Source organism: Oceanobacillus sp. FSL W7-1304 (assembly GCF_037969805.1).
Lineage (GTDB): Bacteria > Bacillota > Bacilli > Bacillales > Amphibacillaceae > Oceanobacillus > Oceanobacillus profundus.
In genome coordinates this window covers 1,344,642-1,369,102 of the sequence record NZ_CP150211.1, presented here as the reverse complement: position 1 = coordinate 1,369,102, position 24,461 = coordinate 1,344,642, and the positions used below count along the sequence as shown (strand labels likewise).

Annotated in this window: 26 protein-coding genes; 18 read left to right on the top strand and 8 right to left on the bottom strand. The window is 37.1% G+C overall.

Annotated features, from left to right (window positions below; genetic code table 11):
* Positions 1–81: 81 nt before the first annotated feature.
* Together fumC and NYE61_RS06845 are read left to right on the top strand one after the other, a co-directional pair.
* The gene (fumC, locus tag NYE61_RS06850; RefSeq protein WP_303448476.1) at positions 82–1,467 is read left to right on the top strand and encodes a class II fumarate hydratase; all 1,386 of its coding nucleotides are present in this window, start codon (positions 82–84) and stop codon (positions 1,465–1,467) included.
* A gap of 137 nt (positions 1,468–1,604) precedes the next feature.
* Positions 1,605–1,799, top strand: a complete 195-nt coding sequence (locus NYE61_RS06845) for an alpha/beta-type small acid-soluble spore protein (protein ID WP_095309699.1) — start codon at positions 1,605–1,607, stop codon at positions 1,797–1,799.
* A gap of 77 nt (positions 1,800–1,876) precedes the next feature.
* Here NYE61_RS06845 and ugpC read toward each other — a convergent pair whose 3' ends face one another.
* Positions 1,877–2,974 (bottom strand): sn-glycerol-3-phosphate ABC transporter ATP-binding protein UgpC, encoded by a 1,098-nt coding sequence (ugpC, locus tag NYE61_RS06840; RefSeq protein ID WP_095309697.1) that lies wholly within the window; start codon positions 2,972–2,974, stop codon positions 1,877–1,879.
* 83 nt (positions 2,975–3,057) lie between these two features.
* Complete coding sequence (locus NYE61_RS06835; protein WP_303448473.1) at positions 3,058–3,957, bottom strand: helix-turn-helix domain-containing protein; 900 nt, start codon at positions 3,955–3,957, stop codon at positions 3,058–3,060.
* Between the two features lie 158 nt (positions 3,958–4,115).
* Here NYE61_RS06835 and NYE61_RS06830 point away from each other — a divergent pair, with 158 nt between their 5' ends.
* Positions 4,116–4,472, top strand: a complete 357-nt coding sequence (locus tag NYE61_RS06830) for a YlbF family regulator (protein WP_095309693.1) — start codon at positions 4,116–4,118, stop codon at positions 4,470–4,472.
* Positions 4,473–4,578: 106 nt separating this feature from the next.
* Here the strand turns inward: NYE61_RS06830 and NYE61_RS06825 are convergent, their stop codons facing one another.
* Positions 4,579–4,764 (bottom strand): YhzD family protein, encoded by a 186-nt coding sequence (locus NYE61_RS06825; protein WP_095309691.1) that lies wholly within the window; start codon positions 4,762–4,764, stop codon positions 4,579–4,581.
* Positions 4,765–5,132: 368 nt separating this feature from the next.
* Here NYE61_RS06825 and NYE61_RS06820 point away from each other — a divergent pair, with 368 nt between their 5' ends.
* Genes NYE61_RS06820 through NYE61_RS06805 form a run of 4 tightly spaced genes read left to right on the top strand, consistent with a single transcriptional unit; the run spans position 5,133 to position 7,854 of the window.
* Entirely contained in the window at positions 5,133–5,342 is a 210-nt protein-coding gene (locus NYE61_RS06820) for a helix-turn-helix transcriptional regulator (protein ID WP_095309685.1), read from the top strand.
* The gene (locus NYE61_RS06815) at positions 5,335–5,652 is read left to right on the top strand and encodes a DUF3796 domain-containing protein (RefSeq protein WP_251660647.1); all 318 of its coding nucleotides are present in this window, start codon (positions 5,335–5,337) and stop codon (positions 5,650–5,652) included. The genes NYE61_RS06820 and NYE61_RS06815 overlap by 8 nt, the downstream gene beginning before the upstream one ends.
* Before the next feature lie 56 nt (positions 5,653–5,708).
* Entirely contained in the window at positions 5,709–6,608 is a 900-nt protein-coding gene (locus NYE61_RS06810; RefSeq protein ID WP_118888704.1) for an ABC transporter ATP-binding protein, read from the top strand.
* The gene (locus NYE61_RS06805) at positions 6,601–7,854 is read left to right on the top strand and encodes an ABC transporter permease (protein ID WP_303448468.1); all 1,254 of its coding nucleotides are present in this window, start codon (positions 6,601–6,603) and stop codon (positions 7,852–7,854) included. Before NYE61_RS06810 ends, NYE61_RS06805 begins: the two co-directional genes overlap by 8 nt.
* A 63-nt stretch (positions 7,855–7,917) precedes the next feature.
* On the opposite strand, the gene NYE61_RS06800 is transcribed toward NYE61_RS06805, so the two are convergent.
* Positions 7,918–9,141, bottom strand: a complete 1,224-nt coding sequence (locus tag NYE61_RS06800; RefSeq protein WP_303448466.1) for an MFS transporter — start codon at positions 9,139–9,141, stop codon at positions 7,918–7,920.
* Positions 9,142–9,253: 112 nt separating this feature from the next.
* Here NYE61_RS06800 and NYE61_RS06795 point away from each other — a divergent pair, with 112 nt between their 5' ends.
* Entirely contained in the window at positions 9,254–10,975 is a 1,722-nt protein-coding gene (locus NYE61_RS06795) for an ABC transporter substrate-binding protein (RefSeq protein ID WP_251660655.1), read from the top strand.
* Between the two features lie 69 nt (positions 10,976–11,044).
* Here the strand turns inward: NYE61_RS06795 and NYE61_RS06790 are convergent, their stop codons facing one another.
* Positions 11,045–13,090 carry a catalase gene (locus NYE61_RS06790; protein WP_303448461.1) on the bottom strand — a complete coding sequence of 682 codons (2,046 nt, stop codon included), beginning with the start codon at positions 13,088–13,090 and terminating at the stop codon, positions 11,045–11,047.
* 159 nt (positions 13,091–13,249) lie between these two features.
* Between NYE61_RS06790 and NYE61_RS06785 the strand changes: the two genes are divergently transcribed.
* From NYE61_RS06785 to NYE61_RS06750, 8 genes are all read left to right on the top strand, one after another.
* Entirely contained in the window at positions 13,250–13,462 is a 213-nt protein-coding gene (locus tag NYE61_RS06785; protein ID WP_303448459.1) for a helix-turn-helix transcriptional regulator, read from the top strand.
* Positions 13,459–13,848: a hypothetical protein gene (locus NYE61_RS06780; protein WP_118888708.1), complete on the top strand. Its 390-nt coding sequence runs from the start codon at positions 13,459–13,461 to the stop codon at positions 13,846–13,848. Before NYE61_RS06785 ends, NYE61_RS06780 begins: the two co-directional genes overlap by 4 nt.
* A gap of 386 nt (positions 13,849–14,234) precedes the next feature.
* A complete protein-coding gene (locus NYE61_RS06775) occupies positions 14,235–15,140 on the top strand; it encodes an aminoglycoside phosphotransferase family protein (protein ID WP_095309666.1) in 906 nt (301 codons plus the stop codon).
* 166 nt (positions 15,141–15,306) lie between these two features.
* Positions 15,307–15,546: a hypothetical protein gene (locus NYE61_RS06770; protein WP_095309689.1), complete on the top strand. Its 240-nt coding sequence runs from the start codon at positions 15,307–15,309 to the stop codon at positions 15,544–15,546.
* A gap of 151 nt (positions 15,547–15,697) precedes the next feature.
* Complete coding sequence (locus NYE61_RS06765; RefSeq protein ID WP_251660661.1) at positions 15,698–16,918, top strand: DNA repair exonuclease; 1,221 nt, start codon at positions 15,698–15,700, stop codon at positions 16,916–16,918.
* Between the two features lie 5 nt (positions 16,919–16,923).
* Positions 16,924–19,872, top strand: a complete 2,949-nt coding sequence (locus tag NYE61_RS06760) for an AAA family ATPase (protein WP_303448031.1) — start codon at positions 16,924–16,926, stop codon at positions 19,870–19,872.
* Between the two features lie 31 nt (positions 19,873–19,903).
* Positions 19,904–20,851, top strand: coding sequence for a 3'-5' exoribonuclease YhaM (gene yhaM / locus NYE61_RS06755; RefSeq protein ID WP_303448030.1), 948 nt, complete (start codon positions 19,904–19,906; stop codon positions 20,849–20,851).
* A gap of 73 nt (positions 20,852–20,924) precedes the next feature.
* Positions 20,925–21,125: a sporulation YhaL family protein gene (locus NYE61_RS06750; protein ID WP_095309658.1), complete on the top strand. Its 201-nt coding sequence runs from the start codon at positions 20,925–20,927 to the stop codon at positions 21,123–21,125.
* Between the two features lie 61 nt (positions 21,126–21,186).
* Here the strand turns inward: NYE61_RS06750 and NYE61_RS06745 are convergent, their stop codons facing one another.
* Complete coding sequence (locus tag NYE61_RS06745; protein ID WP_251660667.1) at positions 21,187–22,083, bottom strand: peptidylprolyl isomerase; 897 nt, start codon at positions 22,081–22,083, stop codon at positions 21,187–21,189.
* A 300-nt stretch (positions 22,084–22,383) separates the two neighbouring features.
* Here NYE61_RS06745 and NYE61_RS06740 point away from each other — a divergent pair, with 300 nt between their 5' ends.
* Positions 22,384–22,584: a hypothetical protein gene (locus NYE61_RS06740; RefSeq protein WP_339317166.1), complete on the top strand. Its 201-nt coding sequence runs from the start codon at positions 22,384–22,386 to the stop codon at positions 22,582–22,584.
* A 261-nt stretch (positions 22,585–22,845) separates the two neighbouring features.
* Positions 22,846–23,205, top strand: coding sequence for a DUF1878 family protein (locus tag NYE61_RS06735; protein ID WP_240033724.1), 360 nt, complete (start codon positions 22,846–22,848; stop codon positions 23,203–23,205).
* 66 nt (positions 23,206–23,271) lie between these two features.
* On the opposite strand, the gene NYE61_RS06730 is transcribed toward NYE61_RS06735, so the two are convergent.
* A complete protein-coding gene (locus NYE61_RS06730; protein ID WP_095309653.1) occupies positions 23,272–23,631 on the bottom strand; it encodes a YtxH domain-containing protein in 360 nt (119 codons plus the stop codon).
* Between the two features lie 270 nt (positions 23,632–23,901).
* On the bottom strand, positions 23,902–24,423 hold the full coding sequence (locus NYE61_RS06725) for a tryptophan transporter (RefSeq protein WP_095309651.1): 522 nt from the start codon (positions 24,421–24,423) through the stop codon (positions 23,902–23,904).
* Between the last annotated feature and the right edge of the window lie 38 nt (positions 24,424–24,461).

Below are 24,461 nucleotides of genomic sequence, written 5' to 3'. Positions count from 1 at the left end.
GTCGATAACTATTAATTTATTTCAAAAATTTGTTACAATAGAAGAGGGTTTGAGTAATACATATTATAGGGAGGAATTAGAATGGATTACCGTGTGGAAAGAGATACAATAGGGGAAATACATGTACCAGCAGATAAATATTGGGGAGCGCAAACACAGCGAAGCAAGGAAAACTTTCCAATTGGTTCTGAGACTATGCCTGCTGAAATTATTAAAGCGTTTGCAATTCTAAAGAAAAGTGCGGCAAAAGCAAACAGTGATTTAGGCTTGTTGGAAAGTCAGAAGGCAGAAGCAATTTCGTATGCTGCTGACCTTGTATTAGCTGATGAATTGAATGAACATTTTCCATTAGTTGTATGGCAAACGGGAAGTGGTACACAATCCAATATGAACGTAAATGAAGTTCTAGCATTTGTCGGGAATAAATGGCTTGAAGGAAAAGGAAGCGAGCTAAGACTTCATCCAAATGATGATGTAAATAAATCTCAAAGCTCTAATGATACATATCCAACTGCAATGCACGTAGCATCTGTATTGAAGCTGGAAGATACGGTTATTCCTGCTGTACAGCAATTAAAAGCGACGCTGAAAGAAAAAATGGAAGCCTTTTCCGATATCGTGAAAATTGGACGAACGCATTTACAAGATGCAACACCATTATCACTTGGGCAGGAGATTAGTGGCTGGCATCGCATGCTTGAAAAATCGGAAAAAATGATTACGGAAAGTACAGATTATCTAAGAGAATTAGCTATTGGTGGTACTGCGGTTGGTACGGGGCTGAATGCACATCCAGAGTTCTCAGAACGCGTTTGTGAGGCAATCAGTTCGTATACCGGGAAAAAATTTGTTTCTGCACCGAATAAATTTCACGCATTAACAAGTCATGATGAAACGGTTTATGCACATGGAGCACTTAAAGCATTAGCTGCAGATATGATGAAGATTGCAAATGATGTACGATGGTTAGCTAGTGGTCCGCGTTGTGGGATTGGAGAAATTATAATACCTGCGAATGAGCCTGGAAGTTCAATTATGCCGGGTAAAGTAAATCCGACTCAGAGTGAAGCTGTTACAATGGTTGTTGCGCAAGTTATGGGGAATGATGCAGCAATTGGTTTTGCAGCAAGTCAAGGTAATTTCGAACTCAATGTATTTAAACCAGTGATTGCATATAACTTTTTACAATCCAGTCAATTATTAGCGGATAGTATTATTTCATTCGATGAGCGCTGTGCGGTTGGAATTGAACCGAACCATGAACAAATTGAGAAATACCTTAATGATTCCTTAATGCTCGTTACAGCACTGAATCCTCATATTGGCTATGAAAATGCTGCTAAAATTGCTAAAAAAGCATTCAATGATAATTCAACGCTAAAAGCTACTGCAGTTGAACTAGGCTTACTGACAGAAGAAGAATTTGATAAGTATGTGAACGCGAAAGAAATGACATCTCCAAAATAGACGAAGCAAAAAAGCGTGCTGCAATTTGATGCAGTGCGTTTTTTTGTTTAACTGGAAGGAATCCTACAATTTACCAGTAAATAAAACTTATAAGTTTTTTGATAGTGCAAACAATAGAATTACAGGAGGTGATAAACATGGCTAACAACAGTTCAAATCAATTAGTTGTCCCTGGAGTACAACAAGCTCTTGATCAAATGAAATATGAAATTGCTCAAGAATTTGGTGTTAACTTAGGACCAGACTCAACATCACGTGCGAATGGTTCTGTAGGTGGAGAAATTACAAAACGTCTAGTGCAAACTGCACAACAACAATTACACGGGAAATAAATTTCATAAATATGGATAGAGGAAAGTCTTTCGGGACTTTCCTCTTTAACATGATATGAAGTTATTTTTTTCTATTCTTAGCGTATCCGTTCTTCCGTTTCTTTATCAAAGAAATGCACTTTATTCATATCAAAAGCAAGTTCTAAATTGTCACCGCCTTTAACGTCAGAGCGAGAATCAACTCGTGCTACAAAATCCTGTGTGCCTAATTTAGAATATAAGATGGACTCGGCTCCCATTAATTCAGCAACTTCAATATGTGCGTCAATTTTGGATTCCGGTGAAGCTTCAACGATTAGTAGCTCATCATGGATGTCTTCTGGTCGAATACCTAAAATAACTTCTTTATTAACGTAATTTTGCTCTCGAAGAAGCTTCATTTTGCCTTCTGGAACTTTCAGTTTTATACCATCAGCTTCGAAATAGCCCTCTGTTAGTTTACCTAGGAAGAAGTTCATTGAGGGTGATCCAATAAAACCACCGACGAATACATTTTCAGGATGATCATAAACCTCTTTAGGCGCTCCGACCTGTTGAATAACTCCATCTTTCATTACAACGAGGCGAGTTGCCATTGTCATTGCTTCGGTCTGATCATGGGTTACGTAAATCGTTGTTGTCTGCAAACGTTGATGCAATTTTTGAATTTCTGCACGCATCTGTACACGCAGTTTGGCATCTAAGTTAGACAAAGGTTCATCCATTAAGAAAACTTTTGCATCCCTTACAATTGCACGTCCAAGTGCTACACGCTGACGTTGTCCACCTGAGAGTGCTTTCGGCTTGCGGTCTAAATATGCCTCTAACCCTAAAATCTTTGCTGCATTCTGAACACGCTGGTCGATTTCGTCTTTCTTAAATTTACGAAGCTTTAAACCAAAAGCCATATTATCATACACATTCATATGTGGATATAATGCATAGTTTTGGAATACCATCGCAATATCGCGATCTTTTGGTGCGACATCATTCATTTTTTTGTCATCAATATAGAGCTCGCCACCTGTGATTTCCTCTAAACCAGCCACCATTCTTAGAGTCGTTGATTTCCCACACCCAGATGGTCCAACAAAGACAATAAATTCTTTGTCCTTAATATGTAGATTAAAGTCTGATACAGCAACCACATTTTTATCATACGTTTTTTGAATATGATCTAAGCGTAATTCAGCCATTATTACCCCTCCAAAATGTAAACGTTTTATATATTCATTGTATAGAAAGAAAGCGCTTTACATAATGGGAAATGTGCACAAATTTAGACAGGCTCTTTGTGCATGGTTGCTAGCAGTGCTATGTATACGGTTAAAGCTTGGTTAAACTGCCGAACATCAATCCCAGTTTTTTCGAAAAATTTATCAATGCGATATTGTAGACTATTCCGATGCATGTAGAGTTTTTTTGCAGTGAGTGAAATATTAAGATTGCATTGGATAAACGTCCAAATGGTTTGAAGCATTTCCTCATCGTTCTTAAACTCCTTGAGTACCAAATTGCTAATTTGGTTTCGTTGCTCAAAGGGTATTTGATTTACAAGTCGGAAGGGAATGGCATCCACATATGTAATAACAGGATTATCGGAATAGCTAGCTGATATTTTTGCTAATTGTATGAAAGATAAATACTGATTAGAGAGATCTTTGAAGTCCAATAAATAAGGACCAATAAAGAACTTCGTTTTCACATAAAGATCACTCATCAGTGTATCAACAATTTGGTCATACGTGAGCGAATCTTCTAGCTGTACTCCCTGTTGTTCAATAAGAATTCCTTCCTGTTCATTTTCCCATAAAATAGGTATTGGATTAGAGAAAAATTCATACATTGCAGTTCTAAAAATGTTAGGCTCTATTTGATTTTTAGGAAAAGAAAAATAAACAAAGCGAAATTTTTCATGTGATGTCTCTGGCATAGAACTAGAATGATGAATTCGATTTTTCCATAATTTTTCTAAATCAGTCGGTTTTGGTATCGTAAGCTGGTATGGTGTTAAAAATGTTGAAAGCATGGCAGCATCCTTTGCGCTCAAATCGCTTTTAGCTATGCCGATAATTGCATTTGTATCTGTAACGAACCATTGATAGTCATCGGGTATTTCAGATATATTTTCATCATAAATTAAAAAAGTAGGGAAAAAATTTTTTAGCATTTTATACATCTTGAAATCTCCTTTTTCCTTATTCTATTGTTTAATTATAGCAGTCAAATACAAGTGTAAAAATATTTTTTCAAAAATAGGGTTTTTTCGTTGAGGGTATACACAGGATAAAAGCTCTGTTATAGTAACGTTAGTATTGATACTAAAGGAGGAACATCATGCCTAATATTTATGATAGCGCATATGAATTGGAAAAAGCTATTCGTGAAAGCGAAGAATTTAAAAGTTTGAAATTAGCTTATGAAACGGTAATGAATAATCCGAGTGCAAAGCAAATGTTCGAGGATTTCCGTGATACACAAATGAATTTACAAGAAAAGCAAATGCAAGGTTTGGATATTACAGAAGAAGAACTAGAAAAAGCGCGAGCGGTCGTTGAGGCTGTGCAAGAACATCAGGATATCTCTAAATTGATGGAAGAAGAACAACGTTTAAATCTTGCAATCAATGATATTAGTCGTATTATTACGAAGCCGTTAGAAGAACTATACGGTACTACAGATGAAACAAACTAAGAAAATACATAAAAAATCCGCAGTTAATATCTGCGGATTTTTTGATTAAATATTCTTATTTGAAAGTACGCAAAGAAGTTTTTTCCTTATTTAAGAGAATGGTGAATTACCTGTGAAATAAGACAAGCTTTGCTTCCGGGCTTACGCAGCGATGTGTATGTTCGCTGTATCCTTCTTTATCCAATCGTGCCTGTCCTACCTCTTTAGCTTCTGCATCATTTGCAGCAGTAAATGATTCATCCAGCAGTTTCTCACCCCTTGGGTCAAATACTGTTAAAGCATAGTTTCTCATAAAAAACTCCTCCTAATATTTATGTAATCTATATACTTAACTTTCTAGAAATTATTGCTTGCGTTGATATTGTTAATTGTTTTGTCTCTTTGTACCAGATATATAGCTAGACACATTTCGAGCATGCAGTTGCCTGTATTTGTCGCATTTGAAAGGAACTGAGACATAATGTGCAATTATGGTTAGAGCTTATCCTCGCTCCGCTAATCCCGGCTCCTGTTTACCACTATAATAAGTCAGCTGTATATTCATTATAATCTAAATTTTAATACAAGTGAAAGGAAAAGGGTGTAAAGTATGGTTGACATTAATGGTAGTGTAAAGTAAACTGTACGTAAAGTTCACTTTACTAAAAAATAGGAGATAGCATGAAAACACTTATAAAGGAAAAACGCAAAGAGCTGGATATTACACAAGAAGAATTATCACAGAAATTAAAGGTTTCTAGACAGACGATTATATCCTTGGAAAAAGGCAAGTATAAGCCATCATTAATATTAGCACATAAGCTAGCTCAAACGTTTGACTGCACAATTGAGGAATTATTTATTTTTGAAGGGGATGAGAACATTGAGTGAGGACTTTTTAGCAAACCCATCCGGTATTTGGGGTTTAATTGCTGCCGTAATCGTATCAATTATTATATTTTTCATTAATCGGCGCATTGGTCGAAAGAAGCATTTATTTGATGAGCGCTATCAGCAGACAAATAACCGCTCAAAGGCAAGATCCTGGGATGCAATGATCGTAGTATACCTAATAGCCTGGTTTGTTGTCATCATATTTGATGGCATTGGCTTCAGCTTTTTTTTACTAACCGCACTCTATGCTCTGCATAATGTAACTGCAATTATTACAAATTTCTTTTTTTCAACAAAGCACGAATAAAAATGAATCAAATCTTATAAAGAATCGTATGAATACGAGAGAAGGGGGAGTTTTTTTTGACATTGGTATTAAAAGACGTCACAAAACGTTTTCAAGGACATACGGCAGTAGACCGACTTTCACTTGAAATTCCAGAGAAGGAAATGTTCGGTTTTTTAGGAGGTAATGGTGCTGGTAAGACAACTACTTTCAGGATGATTCTTGGGCTATTGGATAGCTCGGAAGGGGAAATTTCTTGGAATGGTAAGCCAATCGATTACGATAATAGTCATTTGATTGGTTATCTCCCAGAAGAAAGGGGACTTTATCCAAAACTAACCGTGAAAGAACAGTTGATTTACTTAGGAAAGTTAAGAGGAATGAAGAAGCAAGCAATTCTTACAGAGCTCGAATACTGGCTGGAAAGATTTAAAGTACCTGAATACATGACAAAAAAAGTTGAAGAGCTATCTAAAGGGAATCAGCAAAAGATTCAATTTATCTCAGCTGTCATTCACAAGCCCAAATTACTTATTTTAGATGAACCATTTTCAGGGCTGGATCCTGTTAATGTTGAAATGATGAAGGAGGCAGTAATTGACCTGAAAGATCAAGGAACTTCGATTGTTTTTTCATCCCACCAAATGCATCATGTGGAGCAGCTATGTGAGAATTTGTGCATTTTACGAAAAGGTACACCAGTTGTGCATGGATCATTAAAAGACATCAAACGCTCCTATGGAAAAAAGAACTTGATTATTCATGGAGATATCGACTTTGGTTTTTTAAAAAATTTCCAAGGTGTATCTGGATATCAAAAAGGTGCTCAAGGCTGTAAGCTGCAAATAGATAATGAGCAAGTATCCCAAGACATTCTTTCCGCAATCCAGGGAAAAGGTTTTGTTCGTAAATTTGATCTTGAAGAACCATCGCTTAATGATATTTTCATTGCGAAAGTAGGTGAAGCATATGAATAAATTCTGGACTGTTTTATCCCATACATACATTACGAAGGTTAAGACAAAGTCATTTATTTTCAGTACGCTCATTACTTTGTTAATTATCGCGGGTCTTGCTAATTTCCAAACCATTATTGACATGTTCGCTGGAGAGGAATCGGGTGAAATTGTGGTTGTGGATGAATCAGGTGTCTATACAGAAGCATTGCAACAAAGCCTTGCTGTAGCAGAAGAGGACATTGAATTAGTTCCATTTGATGGTACGGTTAACGAAGCGAAAGTGGCTGTACAAGATGGTCAATATGATGCAGTTGTGGAACTGACGGAAAACGAAGAACAAATTTTTGATGCAACGTATTTTGCGAGTACTATTACAGAGTCTGGAAATCAAATGATTATTGAACAGCATTTACAACAATTAAAGATTGCCATTGCAACACAAGCCTCTGGTATTGACGAAGCGAAGATTGCGGAAATTTATGCACCAATTGCATTTGAAGCAGTTGCGCTTGATGAATCAGCAAAAACAGAGGAAGAACTCAATCAAGCGCGAGGTATTGTCTATGTCATGCTGTTTGTACTTTATATGACTGTTATGATGTACGGTCAGATGATTGCAACGGATGTCGCTACAGAGAAATCATCAAGGGTTATGGAGATACTGATATCGAGTGCACCTCCAATTACACATATGTTTGCAAAAATAATTGGTATTGCATTAGTTGGACTGACGCAAATTGGATTATTTATTATAGTTGGTTATACGCTAATTCGTTCGAAACAGGAAGAGTTAGTCGGGGGAGTCTTCGAGTTATTTGGTGTTCAGGATACATCGCCAATGATTTTTGTTTACGCAATTGTGTTCTTTATTCTAGGTTATTTACTTTATGCAACATTAGCAGCAATGCTTGGTTCACTTGTAAGTCGAATTGAAGATGTGGGCCAATTAACGACGCCGATGATGATGTTAATTGTAATTGCCTTCATGATCGCTATTTTTGGCCTAGGGGCACCTGAGTCAACGTTTGTAACAGTAACCTCTTATATTCCATTCTTTACACCGATGATTATGTTTTTGCGAGTTGGAATGCTTGATATTCCAATTTGGGAAGTTGCATTATCACTGGGAATTATGGTTGGAACGATTGCCGTTCTTGCGTATATCGGTGCGAAGGTCTATAGTGGCGGCGTGCTGATGTATGGAAGATCTGGTTCATTGAAGGATTTAAAAAAGGCGCTTGTATTAGGGAAGAAAGAAAAGTAGGGCCGGAATGTAAGAAAGACCATTAAATCAAGTTCAGGTTTGATTTAATGGTCTTTTAATAAATTAAACTAAATTGCGAAATGGATGAAAGTAAAGGCGGATGAACAAAAGAGAAAATATTCCTGCAGATATAGCAAATAAAATTGGAATGGGTAGCCATTCTGCCCATAATCCAGCAATAAATAATCCAAATGGTAGGGTTAACTTCATGAGCATGGAGGATGTTCCTGCTACACGACCTAATAAATGGTTTGGCGTGAATTCTTGCCGAATCGTGAAATAGACAATATTAGAAATTGTAGTAGAAAAGGTCCGAATGGCAAGCGCAATTCCGATGGCCCACCATGTCGGTGCAAAGATAAGATAACTGACCCCGACGATATCAAAAAGTAAACAGAATGTATAAATATTGCCACGCCCAAATCTAGCGCGAATCTTACTGACTACAACTGCACCTAAAAGGCCACCTACCGCTGAAATCGTAAACATCAACCCGATTTGTGCTTCCGTAGCACCAAGTTTATCGGTAACATAAAAAATAAGCACGCCAATGACAAGGCTCGAAGCAAAGTTGATAAATAATACAGTAATTGTTGGTGTCAGTAATGTTTTATTACGAAATAGCTCATCAATCCCTTCTTTCATATCATGCCAAATACTGGTTTTTTCTCTGATCTCTCTTTCCGAAACAGGAAGTTTAAAGAATTGAACACATAGAAATAAAATGAATAAGCAAAGTAAATAGATTGATAATGTGGCTGTATAGGAGAAGGCGACTAAAAATGCTCCTGCAAGCCCTGGGCCAGCTGTTTGAATCAATGTACTTACAAATGATAATTTTGCATTGGCTGAGGTCAGTTGTTCCTTCGAAATAATTTGCGGTATAACGGAATGATGGGCATTTCCAAATGTATAGCCGGCGCAGGAGAGTATGAATCCAAGGATGTATAAATGCCAAAGCTGCAGACTATTTGTGAGTAATAGAAGTACGATGCCAAATACGGAAGTGAATTGAATAAAACTTGTCAACTGCATCATCTTTTTTCGGTTAAATCGATCGACAAGTACACCAGCAAGCATTCCGATGAAAATATTAGGGAAAAATTCAATTGCGCGCATGCTGCTCATTGCTAATGCTGATTGACTAATTTCATAAATTAATAAGGGAATTGCTATTGTGTACATCTGTGACCCGAAGCTTGAAATTATATTTCCTCCCCATAGAAGTAGAAAGTTTTTGTTTCTCCACAATGTGAGAATGTTGTCCTTGCTTTTAGCTGCTTCCATTGGCATACACTCCAACCTTTCATTGATTCTATTCCTAAAAGAAGTGTAAAATAAAAAAAGATGAATATAAAGTGAAGATTGTAAAAAAAAATGATCACCTTTTGGAGGAAAAATGAAATATATTGAACATATGAAGGTGCTAACGCGTTATTTTAATAAAAAAGAAGAAGTAGAAACAACTGTCGCTCGATTAGCTGAAATTCTTAGCTGTTCTGAACGACATGTGAAAACGATTGTAAACTTCCTTCACCAAGCAGGTTACGTAGAGTGGAGAATCCAAAGAGGTCGTGGGAAGAAGCCGAAGTTAATGCTGAATTATACGCATGAAGAGGTGCATCTTAAGGAAGCGAAGCAAAGCGTAAAGATGGAAAAGTATCAAGCTGCATTCTTCATTGTGAGTCAATTAGAAAAAGAAGCACAATATACGTTCCAGGAATGGTTTAGAGGATATTTAGGAATGACCCATAAGAATATAGAGGACAATGATTTGGACATCCTGCGATATCCTTTTTACGAAACAAAGCTATCGATGGATCCATTGTTGATCATATCAAGACATGATGCACATATGGTTCAGCAAGTCTTTGAACGTTTAGTAGAATTTAATCGTCATACAGGACAACTGGTACCTAAAATTGCTCGCCATTTTGAAAGTCGAGATGGCAAACGATGGGTGTTTTATTTGCATAAAGGTGTCTTATTTCATCATGGGAGAGAATTGACAAGTGAAGATGTAAGCGCAACATTGGAACGATTTTTAAAGGAAGATAATATTAAAGGAAATGTAATACGTATGGAGTGTGTAACAAGATATAGCATTGTGTTCCAGCTTAAGCATGCTGATTATTTATTTCCGCGATATTTATCAAGCCTAAAAGCATCGATTATTCCGATTGAAGTTTTCAAGAAAGATGAAGAAGGATTTCAGAATTTACCTGTAGGTAGTGGTCCATTTCAATTAATTCGCAATGATAATGAAATGATTCGTTTAGATGTGTTTCAGCAGTATTATGGGTTACGCCCTTGGTTGGATCGTGTGGAGGTTATAAATACACCAGCATTATTTCAAGACGACCAATCCCATCCGTTTCGATTAACTGCACCAGATACTGCTTGGAAAGAAGTGCGCTCGATTGAAGAAGGCGCAGACTATATAACATTTAATTGCAGAAAAAGTGGGCCATTGCAGGACAGTGAATTTCGCCGGCGTATCTGCCAAATAATCGATCCTGAGCAATTTTGTTTAGAAGGAGAAATGGTTGCGCATAGTTTTCTAACGCAGAAGTCAAGAGAGCTTGACTTACCAGTAAGGAGTAATGCGAAGCAAAAGTTGGCAGACAATGTTGAACTGAAAATCGCTGCACAGCAAATCCGAGAAGGAGTTAACCATGAAAGAGAAGCGATGATACTCAAACAGCAATTAGAGCAAGCAGGTATAGAAGCGGAAGTAGAAATTGTAAACGCAATCCAATTCAAGGATCCTCAGGTTATCGAGAAGTATGACTTGTTTGTTTCTGGAATTGCATTATCGGATGATCGATTACTTTCTGTTCTAACTTCCATTCATTCCAATCAATTATCCATTTTTCCATGTTTGGATGAGGACATGAAAGTATTTATTAATAAACAGGTTTCAAAAATGAAAACATTCCAAGATGAAACGGCTCGTTGGAATAGTTATTTTGAAATAGAAGATTATTTAAAAGCGCAGCATGCAATCATTTTTCTCAATCATCGTATTCATACAATTTACGAATCCGAATCAAGTCAATATGCAAATATCGAACTCGATAGTCATGGCAGAGTTGATTATCGTGCTGTATGGAAAAAATGAAATGTAACACTGCTCCCAAAGTAACGACATTGGGGCAGTGTTGACAGACTTTCTTAATCAATTCAAGTATCAAATTACCTTTCGATCCCAATGACGGTGTGCTGCGATAGCTTCAAGAAACGTCTCCAAGAATTGTTTGCCGCTTCCTTCAATAACACCTGGATCACCAATTATATTATTACTTTCAAGCCATTCAATTCCATCTGCTGTTGCGCCAATTGCTTTATAATGTTTATGAGCTTCTTTTACAAAGTCGCTTGCATTTTTGTAGAATGCGTCATCAACATTACTGCCACCGACAATATAAACGGCATCATACAAAACTGGGTGAGTTGTTGTGAAAGTATGAACAACTTGGAGGTCAACATTATTTTTACCTGATACGAAACCTTGTTTGTCGCTAATAATTTCGTATGCTACTCCAGCTATGTTCAATCCTTGTAAAATCTCTTTTACCTCCGTATCCTGAAAGCCATTGTGCAAAATCACAGCAATTTTACGACCAACTTGAGTTTTTATTGTGTTTTCTTGACTAAGTGCAGGGGAGGCCTTTGTTACAGATGATTCTTCTGCAGTTGGAGGAGTTACCCCGATGTTGTTCGCAACCTCTGTGGCCATTGCTAGGTCAACATTCCCAAACATATCAACTACCTGCTGTTGAACCGATTTATCTTTTACGCTCCCAACTTCAAAGCTAAAGGCATTAATAATATGTTGCTTTTCAATAGGACTCATGCTGTTCCAAAAAAGTTTAGGCTGAGAGAAGTGGTCATTAAAGCTTTCACTTCTAGTTCGAATGATACTGCCTTCGACTTTTTCTTGATAATGAACAAATCCTCCCTCTTCTTCTGTTGCTGGAGCGGGGGTATTTGCAGCCATTGAATTATTATGATAAGCTACCCTTCCTTTATTGATTGTTTGCCTATGGTAGCCATCTCGCTGATTATTATGGAATGGACACACAGGCTTATTGATTGGAATCTCATGAAAATTTGGTCCACCTAATCGAATAAGCTGTGTATCCGTATAAGAAAATAAACGTCCCTGTAACAGTGGGTCATTTGTAAAATCAATACCTGGTACAACATGTCCAGGATGAAATGCGACTTGTTCTGTTTCAGCGAAGAAGTTATCGACATTGCGATTTAATGTAAGCTTGCCAATTATTTTTAGCGGTACATCCTCTTCAGGCCAAAGCTTCGTAGAATCAAGAATATCGAAATCAAAAGCAAACTCATCCTTTTCCTCGATTATTTGTACACCTAATTCATACTCAGGGAAATTTCCCATTTCGATCGCATCAAATAAATCCTGACGATTAAAATCTGGATTTTTACCAGCGATCTTTTGTGCTTCATCCCAAACGAGTGAATGGACACCAAGCTTCGGTACCCAATGGAACTTTACAAAATGCGATTTGCCTTGCTCATTTACAAAGCGGAATGCGTGGATCCCGAACCCTTGCATCATTCGGAAGCTTCTCGGTATCGCTCGATCCGACATAAGCCACATTACCTGATGTGCGGATTCCTGGTTATTTGCAACAAAATCCCAAAATGTATCATGCGCAGCAGAAGCCTGTGGGATTTCATTATGCGGTTCAGGCTTAATAGCATGAACAATATCCGGGAATTTAATACCGTCCTGAATGAAGAAAACAGGCATATTGTTAGCTACTAGATCATAGTTACCCTCCTCGGTGTAAAATTTTGTAGCGAAACCGCGAACATCCCGGACTGTGTCTGCCGAACCACGAAAACCAACAACTGTTGAAAAACGTACAAATACGGGTGTTTTTACCTTTGGGTCTTGTAAAAACTTTGCTTTCGTGTATGGTTTCATGGATTCGTAAAGTTCAAAGACGCCATGCGCAGCAGTTCCCCTGGCATGTACGACACGTTCTGGGATACGTTCATGGTCGAAATGGGTCATCTTTTCGCGGAAATGGAAGTCTTCCATTAGTGTTGGACCGCGTTTTCCGGCAGTTAATGAGAGCTCATCCTCCGATACTTTTAAACCTTGATTTGTTGTTAGTTTCTTATTCGTATCATCTACACGGAATTGCTCTAATTGCTCTTGCTTACTATTTTCATTAATTTTAGGGTTCTCACTCATTGACAAACTCCTTTCCTATAGTAGTTAGTATGTAATATTCCCAAAAGAGAGCATTCTATCATATTCTTTTTTTTTGAAAAGGTAAAGATGTCTTTACGTTAAAGGTTTGGTATGTTATAAAATATGTAAAGATATCTTTACTTGCTAGAAGGTGAAATAATGCCGGTTAAAAACAACATACGGAAAATTAGGTTAGAAAGGGGGATAAAGCAAATTCAAATAGCTGAGGATTTGCAGGTAACCAGACAAACGTTCACAGCGATTGAAAAAAATAAATATAATCCCAGTCTTGAACTTGCACTTAAGATTGTAGAGTACTTTAATGTTCCGATCGAAGAAGTATTTACATTAGTGGAGGAGGAAGGCGAATGAAAAGAAGAAAAATGCACAAATGGAATTTTACGTTTGCAGGAATTGGAGGAGTCATTGGAATGACGATTGGGCAGTTGCTTGTAGGAAATCTGAACTTCGGTGGCATACTTGGATCCTTAACTGCATTATTACTTGTGGTTGGAATTGATGTAGCTCGAATGCGTTTTAAAAAAGACAAAACACCGGATTTTGATGAACGAACAGTGAAAAACATGCTTAAATTTTATGCTTATGCGGCAAATATCTTTATTGCGCTTCTTTTTATTGGGTTGGGAATTATTAGTTTCATGAATATAGAAAGTGTGGCAGTTTTCTATTTAATGATCCCATTTGCGGTATATTTTCTTTTAAGTGGTGTTGGAGCGCTTATTGTCAGTCGTAAGTAGGTAGTGAGCCAGGGAGAGAATTCGATGAAAAGCATCAGCCAGTCATGCAGCTGGCATAACATATCCAAAATTTGTACACAAGGCTGATGGGCTACGTATGAAGGAACGCTTTTTAAGAGTCATACTTAACGACTGGAATGGTGACTTATTTGTGAGCATGGCGTCATAATCAGCTGGAATGGTGTGTTATTTGTGAGTATGGCGTCTTAATCAGCTGGAATGGTGTGTTATTTGTGAGTATGGCGTCTTAATCAGCTGGAATGGTGTGTTATTTGTGAGTATGGTGTCTTAAGCACCGGAGATAGTGTCTTGTTTGCATGTATGGAGTATATGGATGATGCTTACATTTCATTGCCAACGCTAGAATACAGACAAGGAGTGATCAGATGGAAGAACAATGGAAAAAGAAGATTCCTTTTTTGCGATATTCGAAAGAAGTCGTTTCGTTGGACAAAGGATTTTCTTATGATAAGAAGTTTATTATTGATAATCAGTATCTGCTACGAGTTTTTTCGAATAAACAAATTCAACGCAGAAAAGAAGAATTTGTTACGGTAAACAAATTAGGTGCCTATTCAGATGCAATCCCAAAAGGAATTGAATTTGATGTGATAGAAGGAACTGATATGGCTTATATGATACTCACGTATCTCCCAGGAAAAGACGCTGAGATTGCTTTAAAGGAATTAACAAACGAAGAGCAATATCGAATTGGAATTTTAGCGGGAAAGGAATTAAAGAAACTTCATCGTTTTTCAGCCCCTACTGATTATCCAGCATGGAATACAATAAAAAAACAAAAGAGTGATAGGTACTTAATGGAGTTACAGCAGATTGATGTTGATAAACGGATAAAGGAAATGCTAGAAACCTATATTTGGGAAAATGAAATGCTGTTAAAAGGAAGGCCAAATACATTTCAGCATGATGATTTTCATCCTGCCAATATTCTAATTCATAACAGGACATTTTCTGGAATTATTGATTTCGGACGAATGGATTGGGGAGATCCGGTTCATGACTTACAGAAGCTCGGTTTTTTCTCCAAGCGTATAAGTATTCCGTTTACAAATGGGGTTATTGCCGGCTATCATAATGAGCAGCCTGTAGCGGAATCATTTTGGAAATTATATACATTATATAGTGCGATGCACGTTGCTTCATCGCTTGTCTGGGGACTAAAAAGAAGTCAAGCGCAATACGAAATAATGCTAAACTATTCGCTGGATGTAATAAGAGATCATGAGGATTTTACACGTGTCATCCCGAAATGGTATAAAGATGGAAGTTGAAAGCGACTGGAGCAAAACAATTCTTCAGGAAAGTTTTAAAAACTGTACATACGCCCAATAGTTACTTTAGGCATATGCATAGGATAATGGAGAGAGCAATAAAGAAATGAGGGGAAAATAGATGAGTGATGAACAAAATGAGACGCTTGTATCCACGAATTATGACATGTCTCCCTATTTAGCTTATGTACCATATCCTTATTTTAGAAATGAACATGAATATCATGGTGATCAACGATTTTTTCCGTTCTTGCTGCCATTTCTAGGTGGTCTAGCCGGTGGTTTGCTCGCTGGTGCGGTATACCAGCCTGGACCGGCGTATTACCCCGTATATCAACCATTTCCAGTTTATCAACCGTATCCATATCCACCGTATGGCCCTTATTACTCGGGGTATAATTGGTGAAGTATCAGATGCCCGTATTTATTCAAATAATATGGGCATTTTCTCTTCTATTATATAGAACGTGCATTCTGTTTAGCGGTTTGGTAAAATGGGATTAATAATATAACGATTCAATAACGAAATCATTATGTGTTAAAAGGAGAGATCCGAAATGGCAGAAGAAATATCATTTATCCATGCAGCTGATTTGCATTTAGATAGTCCTTTTAAAGGATTGAGTAATCTACCGGAACAAATTTTTAATGAAGTACTTGAAAGTACATTTGCCGCTTTGGATCAACTAATTGAGGTAGCGATTAGCAAACAGGTGGATTTTGTTCTGATAGCTGGAGATTTATTTGATAATGAGAAGCAAAGCTTGAAAGCGCAAATTCGATTACGACGAGCTTTCGAGAAATTAGAATCGCAGTCAATTCATGTATATTTATCCTATGGAAATCATGATTACATAAAGGGCAATCGTTACCCAGTAACATACCCAGAAAATGTTTCTATTTTTCCAGGAGAGAAAGTGACCAATTTCACGTTTACCAAAGATGGAGCGGATGTAGCGCAAATCTATGGATTCAGCTATGAAAACCGTGCTGTATTTGAAAGGAAAGCGAAAGCATACAAAATTAGCGATGAAACAATTCCCTATCATATTGCAATGTTACATGGAAGTATTGTTAGCAACACAGAGCATGACGTATATGCCCCGTTTCAAATTTCTGATTTAGTAGAAGAAGATTTTAATTACTGGGCACTTGGTCATATCCATAAGCGAGAAATATTAAAAGACAATCCTCCTATCGTCTATCCTGGGAATATTCAAGGACGAAATAGAAAAGAAACAGGTGAAAAGGGATGCTACCATGTTATATTGAAGGACAAGCAGGCTGAGTTGTCCTTTATCCCTTTACAGTCCATTGAATTTCAGTCGAAAAAAATAGATGTTTCTTCGTGTAAGCAGGTTCATGATTTAGAAAAGCAAATCTTAAGGGAGATCACTAGTACAAAAGGACCTCAATTAATTGAACTTACCCTAACAAGTGATGATCCAAGCTTGAAAGAGTGGGAGCGTCTAAAACATGTGGAAGATATTGTTGATCTTATCAATGAAACAACTGTTTCTGGAATGAATTGGAAATACATATTTCGTGTTTCAACAGATGTGAAGCAAGTTCTAATTGATGAAGCTATGGAGAACGGTAGTCATTTTATAGCAGAATTGTCTCATCACCTAAAAGAGACGGCTATACTTCCGTACATTGGAGAATTATATCAGCACAAACAGGCAAGGAGGTATTTGAAGCCATTGTCAAATGAAGAAGAACAAGAAATTAAAGAAGAAGCAAAGCAGCTCCTGATCCAGGAACTGCTGAAGGGGTGATTGATTTGAAAATCCTCGATGCCACAATTTATGGTTTTGGAAAATGGGTCGACTATAAAATTGATTTTTCAGATGCAACATGTATTTATGGAGAAAATGAATCTGGTAAATCAACGATTCAAAAATTTATTCTTTTTATGTTGTTTGGTCTCACACCGAAGCAGCGCACATTTTATCGACCGAAGACGAGCGGAAAAATGGGTGGTAAAATGACAGTCCTTCATTCAGAGATCGGTGAATTTCGCATTGAACGATTGGATGAAGTGAATAATGGTGCTGCTGCATGCTTTACGAAAGACGGAAAAACATATGACGAAGCATGGTTAAAGGAACAGCTAAATGGAATGACAGCAAAAACATACGAATCCATTTTTTCTTTCTCTGCACTAGACTTAACGGAAATTCGCAATATGAAAGATGAAGATTTAGGTGAAGTGCTACTTGGGATTGGGATGACAGGATCCAATAATATCTATGCTGTTGAAAAACAATTGGATGCGAAAATCGGTGAGCTGTTTAAACCAACTGGAAAAAAGCCACTAATGAACCAAAAAATTGAATCATTAAATCGGATTTCTGATTCCTTACAAAGCTTTCGGGAAGTGGAAGCTTCATATCGCGAAAAAAAAGAAACGGTTGCACAATTGGAGCAGGAGCTAACGCAATTGCAAATAGAGATGAAAGAAGAAAAAAAAGTAGCATTTACGATCGAAAAACAACTACATGCCCTACCGGTAATCCATGAATACCATAAGTTAAAAAAACAGCTTGAAGATTATCCAGAGACAATTAAATTTCCTGAAAACGGTGTAAGTCGTCTGGAAAAATGGAAGGAATCGCTATTGCCGCTCAAAAGTGAATGGAATATCGTCGCAGGTCATGAAAAGAAGTATAAGCAAAAGATAGCGACGATTGAGCAGGACTTACATGCAAAGGAAATCGGTCAAGAAGCAAAAGGGCTTCTTGACGAGAAGAAACGGATTCAATCGCAATGTGGTGAACTAAAAAAACTACAAACTGCGGTAAGCCATGATGAACTTCAACTAAATGAAGCGATGGATCGTTTACATCTAGGTATACAAGTAAAAGAACTTGCTAGTCTAGAGCTTCCCTTTTATTTAGAAAAGGCATGGACGCAATTAAAGAATGAAAACGAGCAGCTCAAACTTGAATCCGAACAGTTGGACAATGAACAGAAGCAGCTAGAGCAAGAGAAGCATTATATGAACAACCAAATCAAGCAGTTGAAGGAATCGATTTTATCAGATAGTCATGTACATGAGTTGCGTGATCGGTTAGATACTTTTAAATCAACACAATTAATGGATAAACTCAAAAGGGATGCAAAAAAAAGGGAAGAAGCGCAAAATAAAGAAAATCAACTAGCTTCAAATGTCCTTATAGGAAGTATTATTGTTGCAATCCTTTTAGGTATTGGCGCAATATTAACCGATTATAGCTGGCTCTATACGATTATGCTGCTGACACTTGTGTTGGGAATCGGGCAATGGTTGATGACGAAGCGAACAAATAAAGAGTTCGATCATGTACTTGAGGATTATCATGAGCAATCTGGTCAACAGGTTACGGAAGCAGAAAGAAGAGAAGCAGCGGAACTGCTAGAAATGCAGGAAAAGTATAAAAGTGAGCAGGCGGCCTTACAAGAGCAGTTGAAGCTTGCACACATCCAGTATATTAAATGGAATGAAAAACAAAACCTGTTAGCTGAACGGGAGCAGCGATTAGAGGAGCAAATTTGTCGTCATTATGAAAGCCATCCTTTCTTAAAGCAAATGGAAATGGCATACTGGCCTGAACTGTATCATCATTTAAAACATGTTTTGAAATTAATAAAGGATTGGCAAAAGCATATGGATGAGGTAGCTACGCTGGAAAAGCAATTGGCAATAGATCAGCAAAATCTTGAGCAATTTATAGAAAAGCTGGGGGTTACTAATTCAGGAGAGGATCTAGAAGAAAAGCTGCAAACGATAGAGCAAATTCATAATGTCCAACTAGAGAAACGTAAAGAGCTTAATTATTATAAGCAACTATTAGCAGATTTAAAGGAAAAACAACGTGAATTACAAGAAAGTATGCAAACATACGAAACGGAAATAGAGCGTTTGTTTAACCTAGCGGCAGTTGATACAGAGGAATTATTCTATGAAAAGGCGAGACAATCAGAGGAAAAGGCTACGCTTGAAAAGGAATTAGCAAAAACGACGACACAGCTTAAAAACCTATTGTCAACGGAAGGCTTACAGCAATTTGGAAAAACGATGGTAACAGAAACAGAACTAGAATTGAATCGGCGACATACCGAAGAATCAATGCAATCACTGGAAAGCAAGCTAGAAAAGGTAAGAGAAAATTTAGCAGATACGAAAGCAGAGCTCGTTGCCATGGAATCAACGGAGTCTTATTCTACTAGTCTTCATCAGTTTGAAATGGAAACGGAGCATTTTAACCAGTTGGGTAAAGAATGGGCGGTTTTAAAAACTGCTAAAGAAATACTTACAGAGACAAAACGTAATTATCGAGCGAATTATTTATCGAAGGTCATTGAAGTAACAACTTTATATTTTAAAGAAATTACGGACGGGAAGTATGTTCAGGTCTATGCGCCAACAGATAGTAGTGTGTTTCAAGTAGAATCAATCGACAATATACGATACACTGTAAATGAATTATCTCAAGGAACAATTGATCAGCTGTACGTAGCATTACGTCTTGCAATAAGTGAAATAATGAGTGAAAAGCACGGATTACCATTTGTGATTGATGATGCTTTTGTGCATTTTGACCCTATTAGAATAAAGAAGATGATTGCTATTCTTCAGCAAGTTGCAGAAAAGCAACAAGTGATCCTGTTTACGTGCAGACAGGAAATCGCTTCTGCTGTAACGGAAATGAAGCAAATAGACATAACGGAAAAAGTCCAAAATATATAGTTTTCAGGAAATTGGAAAGGGCGGAGAATACATGAAAAGAGGAATAGGTTATAGCGCAGTTGGCGAGACGTTCGATGACTTTCTATTAATCAAGGAAGCTACTAAAGGAATGACGAGCAATGGGAAACCATTCCTAACCTTAATATTGCGTGATGCAACTGGGGAAATAGAAGCAAAGCTTTGGGATGCAACAAAGGATGATGAAACTCTTTTTATTGCAGAGCAAATTATTCGGGTGACAGGAGAGGTCAACCAATTCCGAGGTAAGAACCAATTAAAAATCTTATCTGTAAGACCAGCGCAGGAAACGGACGGTGTGAAGATCTCTGATTTTGTAGAGAAAGCTCCTGTGGAAAGGGAATATTTGACGGAAAAGCTGACAGAGGCTATTTTTGAAATGAAGAATCCAGTCATTCAGCGGATAGTTAGAGCATTTATAAAAAAATACCAAGAAGGGTTGCTTACCTATCCAGCAGCATCTAAGAATCACCATGAATATGCATCTGGCTTAGCTCATCACATTGTAAGCATGTTACAAATAGCGAGAGAGCTATCCAAGCTTTATCCGCAGATTAATAAAGATCTTCTTTATGCAGGAATTATTTTACATGATCTTGGTAAACTGAAAGAGCTTTCTGGGGTGGTGACAACTACATATACTTTAGAAGGAAAATTACTTGGGCATATCCCAATGATGGTGGAAGAAATTGGCTTGATGGCTAGAGAATTGCAAATTGAAGGGGAAGAAGTGCTCATTTTGCAGCATCTGGTTTTAAGTCATCATGGGAAGGCAGAATGGGGAAGCCCGACACCACCATTAGTGCGTGAAGCGGAAATTCTTCATCTTATTGATTTAATTGATGCGAAGATGAATATGCTGAATCGTTCTTTAGATAAGGTGAAGCCTGGTGAATTTACAGATCGGTTGTTTGCAATGGATAATCGGGCATTTTATAAGCCATTATTTGAAGAAAATTAAGCAATAGTTATTTTCCTCATTTTTGTTCATATATATAAAATAGAAAGCTTGGACAAGATTGGGGGATTTATGGATGACAGAAGCAATTCCATTATGGGTATTCGCGGTAATTATTTTGATTTTCCTCAGCGGTTATATGGCATTCCGAGCAATGCTTGCAGAAAGGAAATTAGATCAGCAGTTTATTGAACGTGAAGGACAAATCTATATGGATCGTATTCATGAAGATAAATTGCGACGAGAGTCAGAAAATGAGCAACAGCGCTCCAATTAAAATAGGCTGTCAGGTGGTTCGTTCACCTTGACAGCCTATGATATTTTTTCGTAATTGTCTCTTATCCTTTGGCTTCTTCTGATCCTTGACCTTCTGTTTCTGGTTTTTCAAGAAGGTCCTTGAATTCATCAATTTTAATATCGACTTTTGCATCCTCAATTAGCGAATCCATTTTTTCTTGAACTTTTGTAACATCCATTCGTTTTGTTAATAGTTCACGGCGCAGGTCTTCTTTTACATCTTCAAATTTACCGATGCTTTCTTCTTTATCACGAATATCATTTACTTTAATGATATGGAAGCCGAATTGTGATTGTACTGGATCACTGATTTCGTCTATTTCCATGTTGTAAGCTGCCTCTTCAAATTCAGGGACCATTTCACCAGTTGAAAAGTATCCAAGGTCTCCGCCATCCTCTGCAGAACCATCTGTTGAATATTCTTTTGCTAATTCAGCAAAATCTTCACCTTCATCCAGCTTTTGTTTTACTTCATTTGCAGTATCTTCATCTGCTACAAGAATATGCTGTGCTTCAATCTCAGTGTTTTGACGATTATATTCTTGCTCAAGATCTTCTTCTGTAATCTCTATATCTTCTGCAATTGCAGCTTCTTGCAATAAGCTTATGCGAATAATCTCGCGAAGTTCATCTTCACTGCCAAAGTTTTGCTCGATAATGGAATCATATTGATCACCATATGTATCTTTCATCGATTGAATCTCAGCATTCACGTCTTCCTCAGTTACTTCGTAATTATTCTCGAGCACCTTGATTGTAATCATTTCTTCAAGGATAGCTTCTCCATTGCGGCTTTTCAGTTTTTCATAAAAGTCTTCTTTTGTAATATCTCCTGCTTCTGATTCCACAACCACTTCAGAATCTGCTTCATTATTTGTACATGCTGCTAACGTTAGTGTACCAGCAGTAATAATAGCAGCAAAGGCTAATTTCTTCATCGTCTCTAAACACTCCTAATCTGTTTGTTGGTTCTAGTTTTCATTGGAAAACTTGGTATTCGCCAGGTCTTTTGGGCGAATGACTTCGTTGCACTTATGCAGATAAGAATGGTTTATACCTTATTATCTGCCAATGATAAATATAACATACTTCCTTTTAGAAAAAATAGTATTATGTAAAATACCTAAAAAATACCGTTAAACTGTCACATTCATGACACGTAAGTAGGAGCATACGAGCAATGCGACCATAATCATATTGATCACACGGAATATTTTAGCTTGCTTATGCTTGTCCATTTGCATTTTGATGCAGAAAGATTTTGTAAGGGTGTTGAAAATAAGCAATACAACAAAAGCAAAGCACATATAAAAAATGACCATGACTTGAACTCCTCTCATTCAATGTACACTTGTAATCTTACTCTACCAAAAGAAGTGCTGGATGAACAGAGGCAGGAGAAGAAAAATAGAGAAATGAATTATCATTTTTCCAGCTAGAATGATATAGTTACTGATATATATAAATCGCTGTGAATAAAGTGAAAGAAGCTTTTTTTGTTTTCCATGTTTCTGTATAATAGTAGAAAGACAAAAAAATATATCAGAACGATTATAACAAAAAGTAGTTTCATGTATACAAATTATATAGATAGCAAATGAAAGCAATTCAAAAAAACAGGTCGCTTGCTATTGATAGGAAACACAACTATATAGAGAAAACAGTGTTTAGAGAGATGCTATTTTAAGGGGGAAGCTGAGTTGGGGGAATTTGAAAATACAAATGACAGCTCATTATTTCATATACAATTACTTTCCAAAATAATAGATATGAATCAATACCCCGTCATCAAAATGATTATCGAACATAATCTTACCCGCAAGGAATACAACGAAATGATGGAGATGATTCAAAGCTTAAATGATGCGTATGAGCTTCAAAAAGAAGAGGGCTTGCTAGATTTCACATCATTGCTTATTCAATTTGCTGGTATGTTGAATGAGAAACTGGACCCAAATAAGACAATTGAAGCACTGAAATTAGATGGATGCTATCCAATGCTTATGTCGGAGTTCAGCAAGATATTGGAGGAATATGACAGGCAACATCGTAGAAGGTGAGTTGAATGATTCTGGAATAAAAAATGAGACAGCCCTAACCAAGCTGTCTCATTTTTAGTTCTAGTATTAATGATTTTTAACCTTATTTTCCAGGTCTCTCAGACTAGTTTCAATTTGTTCCAATGATTGATAAATACTTTCTTGATGGGGTTCAACCGTTTCTTTCCATTCCTCAACAGATTTTCTGATTTCGTCTGTTAAATCTTTAATGAGGACAGCACCCTCTTTGGACGTGTGTTTAATTTGTTGTTGTAGTCGTAAACCTTCTACTTTTAGTCGGTTGAGAAGAAGTTTTAATTCCAATCCCTGATCTTTTACACGAACACGTACATCTCTTCCTGATTCAGGTGTGCTTAATAATGTGACTGCTGCACTAACTGTTCCCCCGACAAGCAGTCCTAGAATAAATGATTTTCCTTTTGACATAGCTACGCACTCCTTTCTTGCTTCTATTATATCATTTCCACTTTTCATAGTGCTATCAAACATATTTATTAAGGAGGAATAAAAATATCCTGTTGCTATAGGATACTGCGCCCTTAGCCGATTTCGGCCTCTACCTCCACTTTCTTAATCACGCACACATATGAAAAGGCTTCACTAATTTGATTATAAAAAATAAGCGGAAATAAAGCTACTACTAAGCAGAAAAACATAAAAAACCTCTGACATTGTTTTATCAGAGGTTTGTATAGATTAAGCTACTGTTATTGGTTTAGACCGTTTCATAATTCCTTGTACGATCGGATAAATAACAATCATGATGATGGTGTTTAAAGCAGTGGCAGGTAATACAATTCCAACAAACAATGCTAAGAATCCGCCTTCCATTAATCCGACAATGAATAATGCAACAGAAAGGAAGATCGAACCGCTAATCATTGTACCAAAAGCAGCTAAAACAGGTGCACTTAATGTAATCTTAACTTTATTTTTCACGAGTAAAAATAAAGCGAAAAATACAAAGGCTGTGATTGGTTTATCAATAATGTTGGCAATTTGTCCTCCAGGTGCAGATGTTGTTAAAGCGGATATGATACCTGTTGCTATGGATAGAATAAGTACATATTTTGCTTTAGGAAATAGTAAAATTCCTAGAAACATCATGGACAACAGCATATCAGGCTTCACACCAAAAAGCATAGGTGGTACAACTGCATGCAAAACAGCACCGATACCTACCAATAGGGATAAAATAATCAATATTCTCGTATTCATTTTTAACTCTCCTCATCTATTCTATGCTCAAGCTTTTT

Bases quoted from the DNA above. Each gene is read 5' to 3' on its own strand.
- NYE61_RS06820 (WP_095309685.1), top strand. From the start codon at position 5,133: ATGAAAACACTTATAAAGGAAAAACGCAAAGAGCTGGATATTACACAA.
- NYE61_RS06795 (WP_251660655.1), top strand. From the start codon at position 9,254: ATGAAATATATTGAACATATGAAGGTGCTAACGCGTTATTTTAATAAA.
- NYE61_RS06770 (WP_095309689.1), top strand. From the start codon at position 15,307: ATGTCTCCCTATTTAGCTTATGTACCATATCCTTATTTTAGAAATGAA.
- fumC (WP_303448476.1), top strand. From the start codon at position 82: ATGGATTACCGTGTGGAAAGAGATACAATAGGGGAAATACATGTACCA.
- yhaM (WP_303448030.1), top strand. From the start codon at position 19,904: ATGAAAAGAGGAATAGGTTATAGCGCAGTTGGCGAGACGTTCGATGAC.
- NYE61_RS06800 (WP_303448466.1), bottom strand. From the start codon at position 9,141: ATGGAAGCAGCTAAAAGCAAGGACAACATTCTCACATTGTGGAGAAAC.
- NYE61_RS06845 (WP_095309699.1), top strand. From the start codon at position 1,605: ATGGCTAACAACAGTTCAAATCAATTAGTTGTCCCTGGAGTACAACAA.
- NYE61_RS06805 (WP_303448468.1), top strand. From the start codon at position 6,601: ATGAATAAATTCTGGACTGTTTTATCCCATACATACATTACGAAGGTT.
- NYE61_RS06730 (WP_095309653.1), bottom strand. From the start codon at position 23,631: ATGTCAAAAGGAAAATCATTTATTCTAGGACTGCTTGTCGGGGGAACA.
- NYE61_RS06745 (WP_251660667.1), bottom strand. From the start codon at position 22,083: ATGAAGAAATTAGCCTTTGCTGCTATTATTACTGCTGGTACACTAACG.
- NYE61_RS06790 (WP_303448461.1), bottom strand. From the start codon at position 13,090: ATGAGTGAGAACCCTAAAATTAATGAAAATAGTAAGCAAGAGCAATTA.
- NYE61_RS06750 (WP_095309658.1), top strand. From the start codon at position 20,925: ATGACAGAAGCAATTCCATTATGGGTATTCGCGGTAATTATTTTGATT.
- NYE61_RS06835 (WP_303448473.1), bottom strand. From the start codon at position 3,957: ATGTATAAAATGCTAAAAAATTTTTTCCCTACTTTTTTAATTTATGAT.
- NYE61_RS06785 (WP_303448459.1), top strand. From the start codon at position 13,250: ATGCCGGTTAAAAACAACATACGGAAAATTAGGTTAGAAAGGGGGATA.
- NYE61_RS06765 (WP_251660661.1), top strand. From the start codon at position 15,698: ATGGCAGAAGAAATATCATTTATCCATGCAGCTGATTTGCATTTAGAT.
- NYE61_RS06825 (WP_095309691.1), bottom strand. From the start codon at position 4,764: ATGAGAAACTATGCTTTAACAGTATTTGACCCAAGGGGTGAGAAACTG.
- NYE61_RS06830 (WP_095309693.1), top strand. From the start codon at position 4,116: ATGCCTAATATTTATGATAGCGCATATGAATTGGAAAAAGCTATTCGT.
- NYE61_RS06725 (WP_095309651.1), bottom strand. From the start codon at position 24,423: ATGAATACGAGAATATTGATTATTTTATCCCTATTGGTAGGTATCGGT.
- NYE61_RS06780 (WP_118888708.1), top strand. From the start codon at position 13,459: ATGAAAAGAAGAAAAATGCACAAATGGAATTTTACGTTTGCAGGAATT.
- ugpC (WP_095309697.1), bottom strand. From the start codon at position 2,974: ATGGCTGAATTACGCTTAGATCATATTCAAAAAACGTATGATAAAAAT.
- NYE61_RS06775 (WP_095309666.1), top strand. From the start codon at position 14,235: ATGGAAGAACAATGGAAAAAGAAGATTCCTTTTTTGCGATATTCGAAA.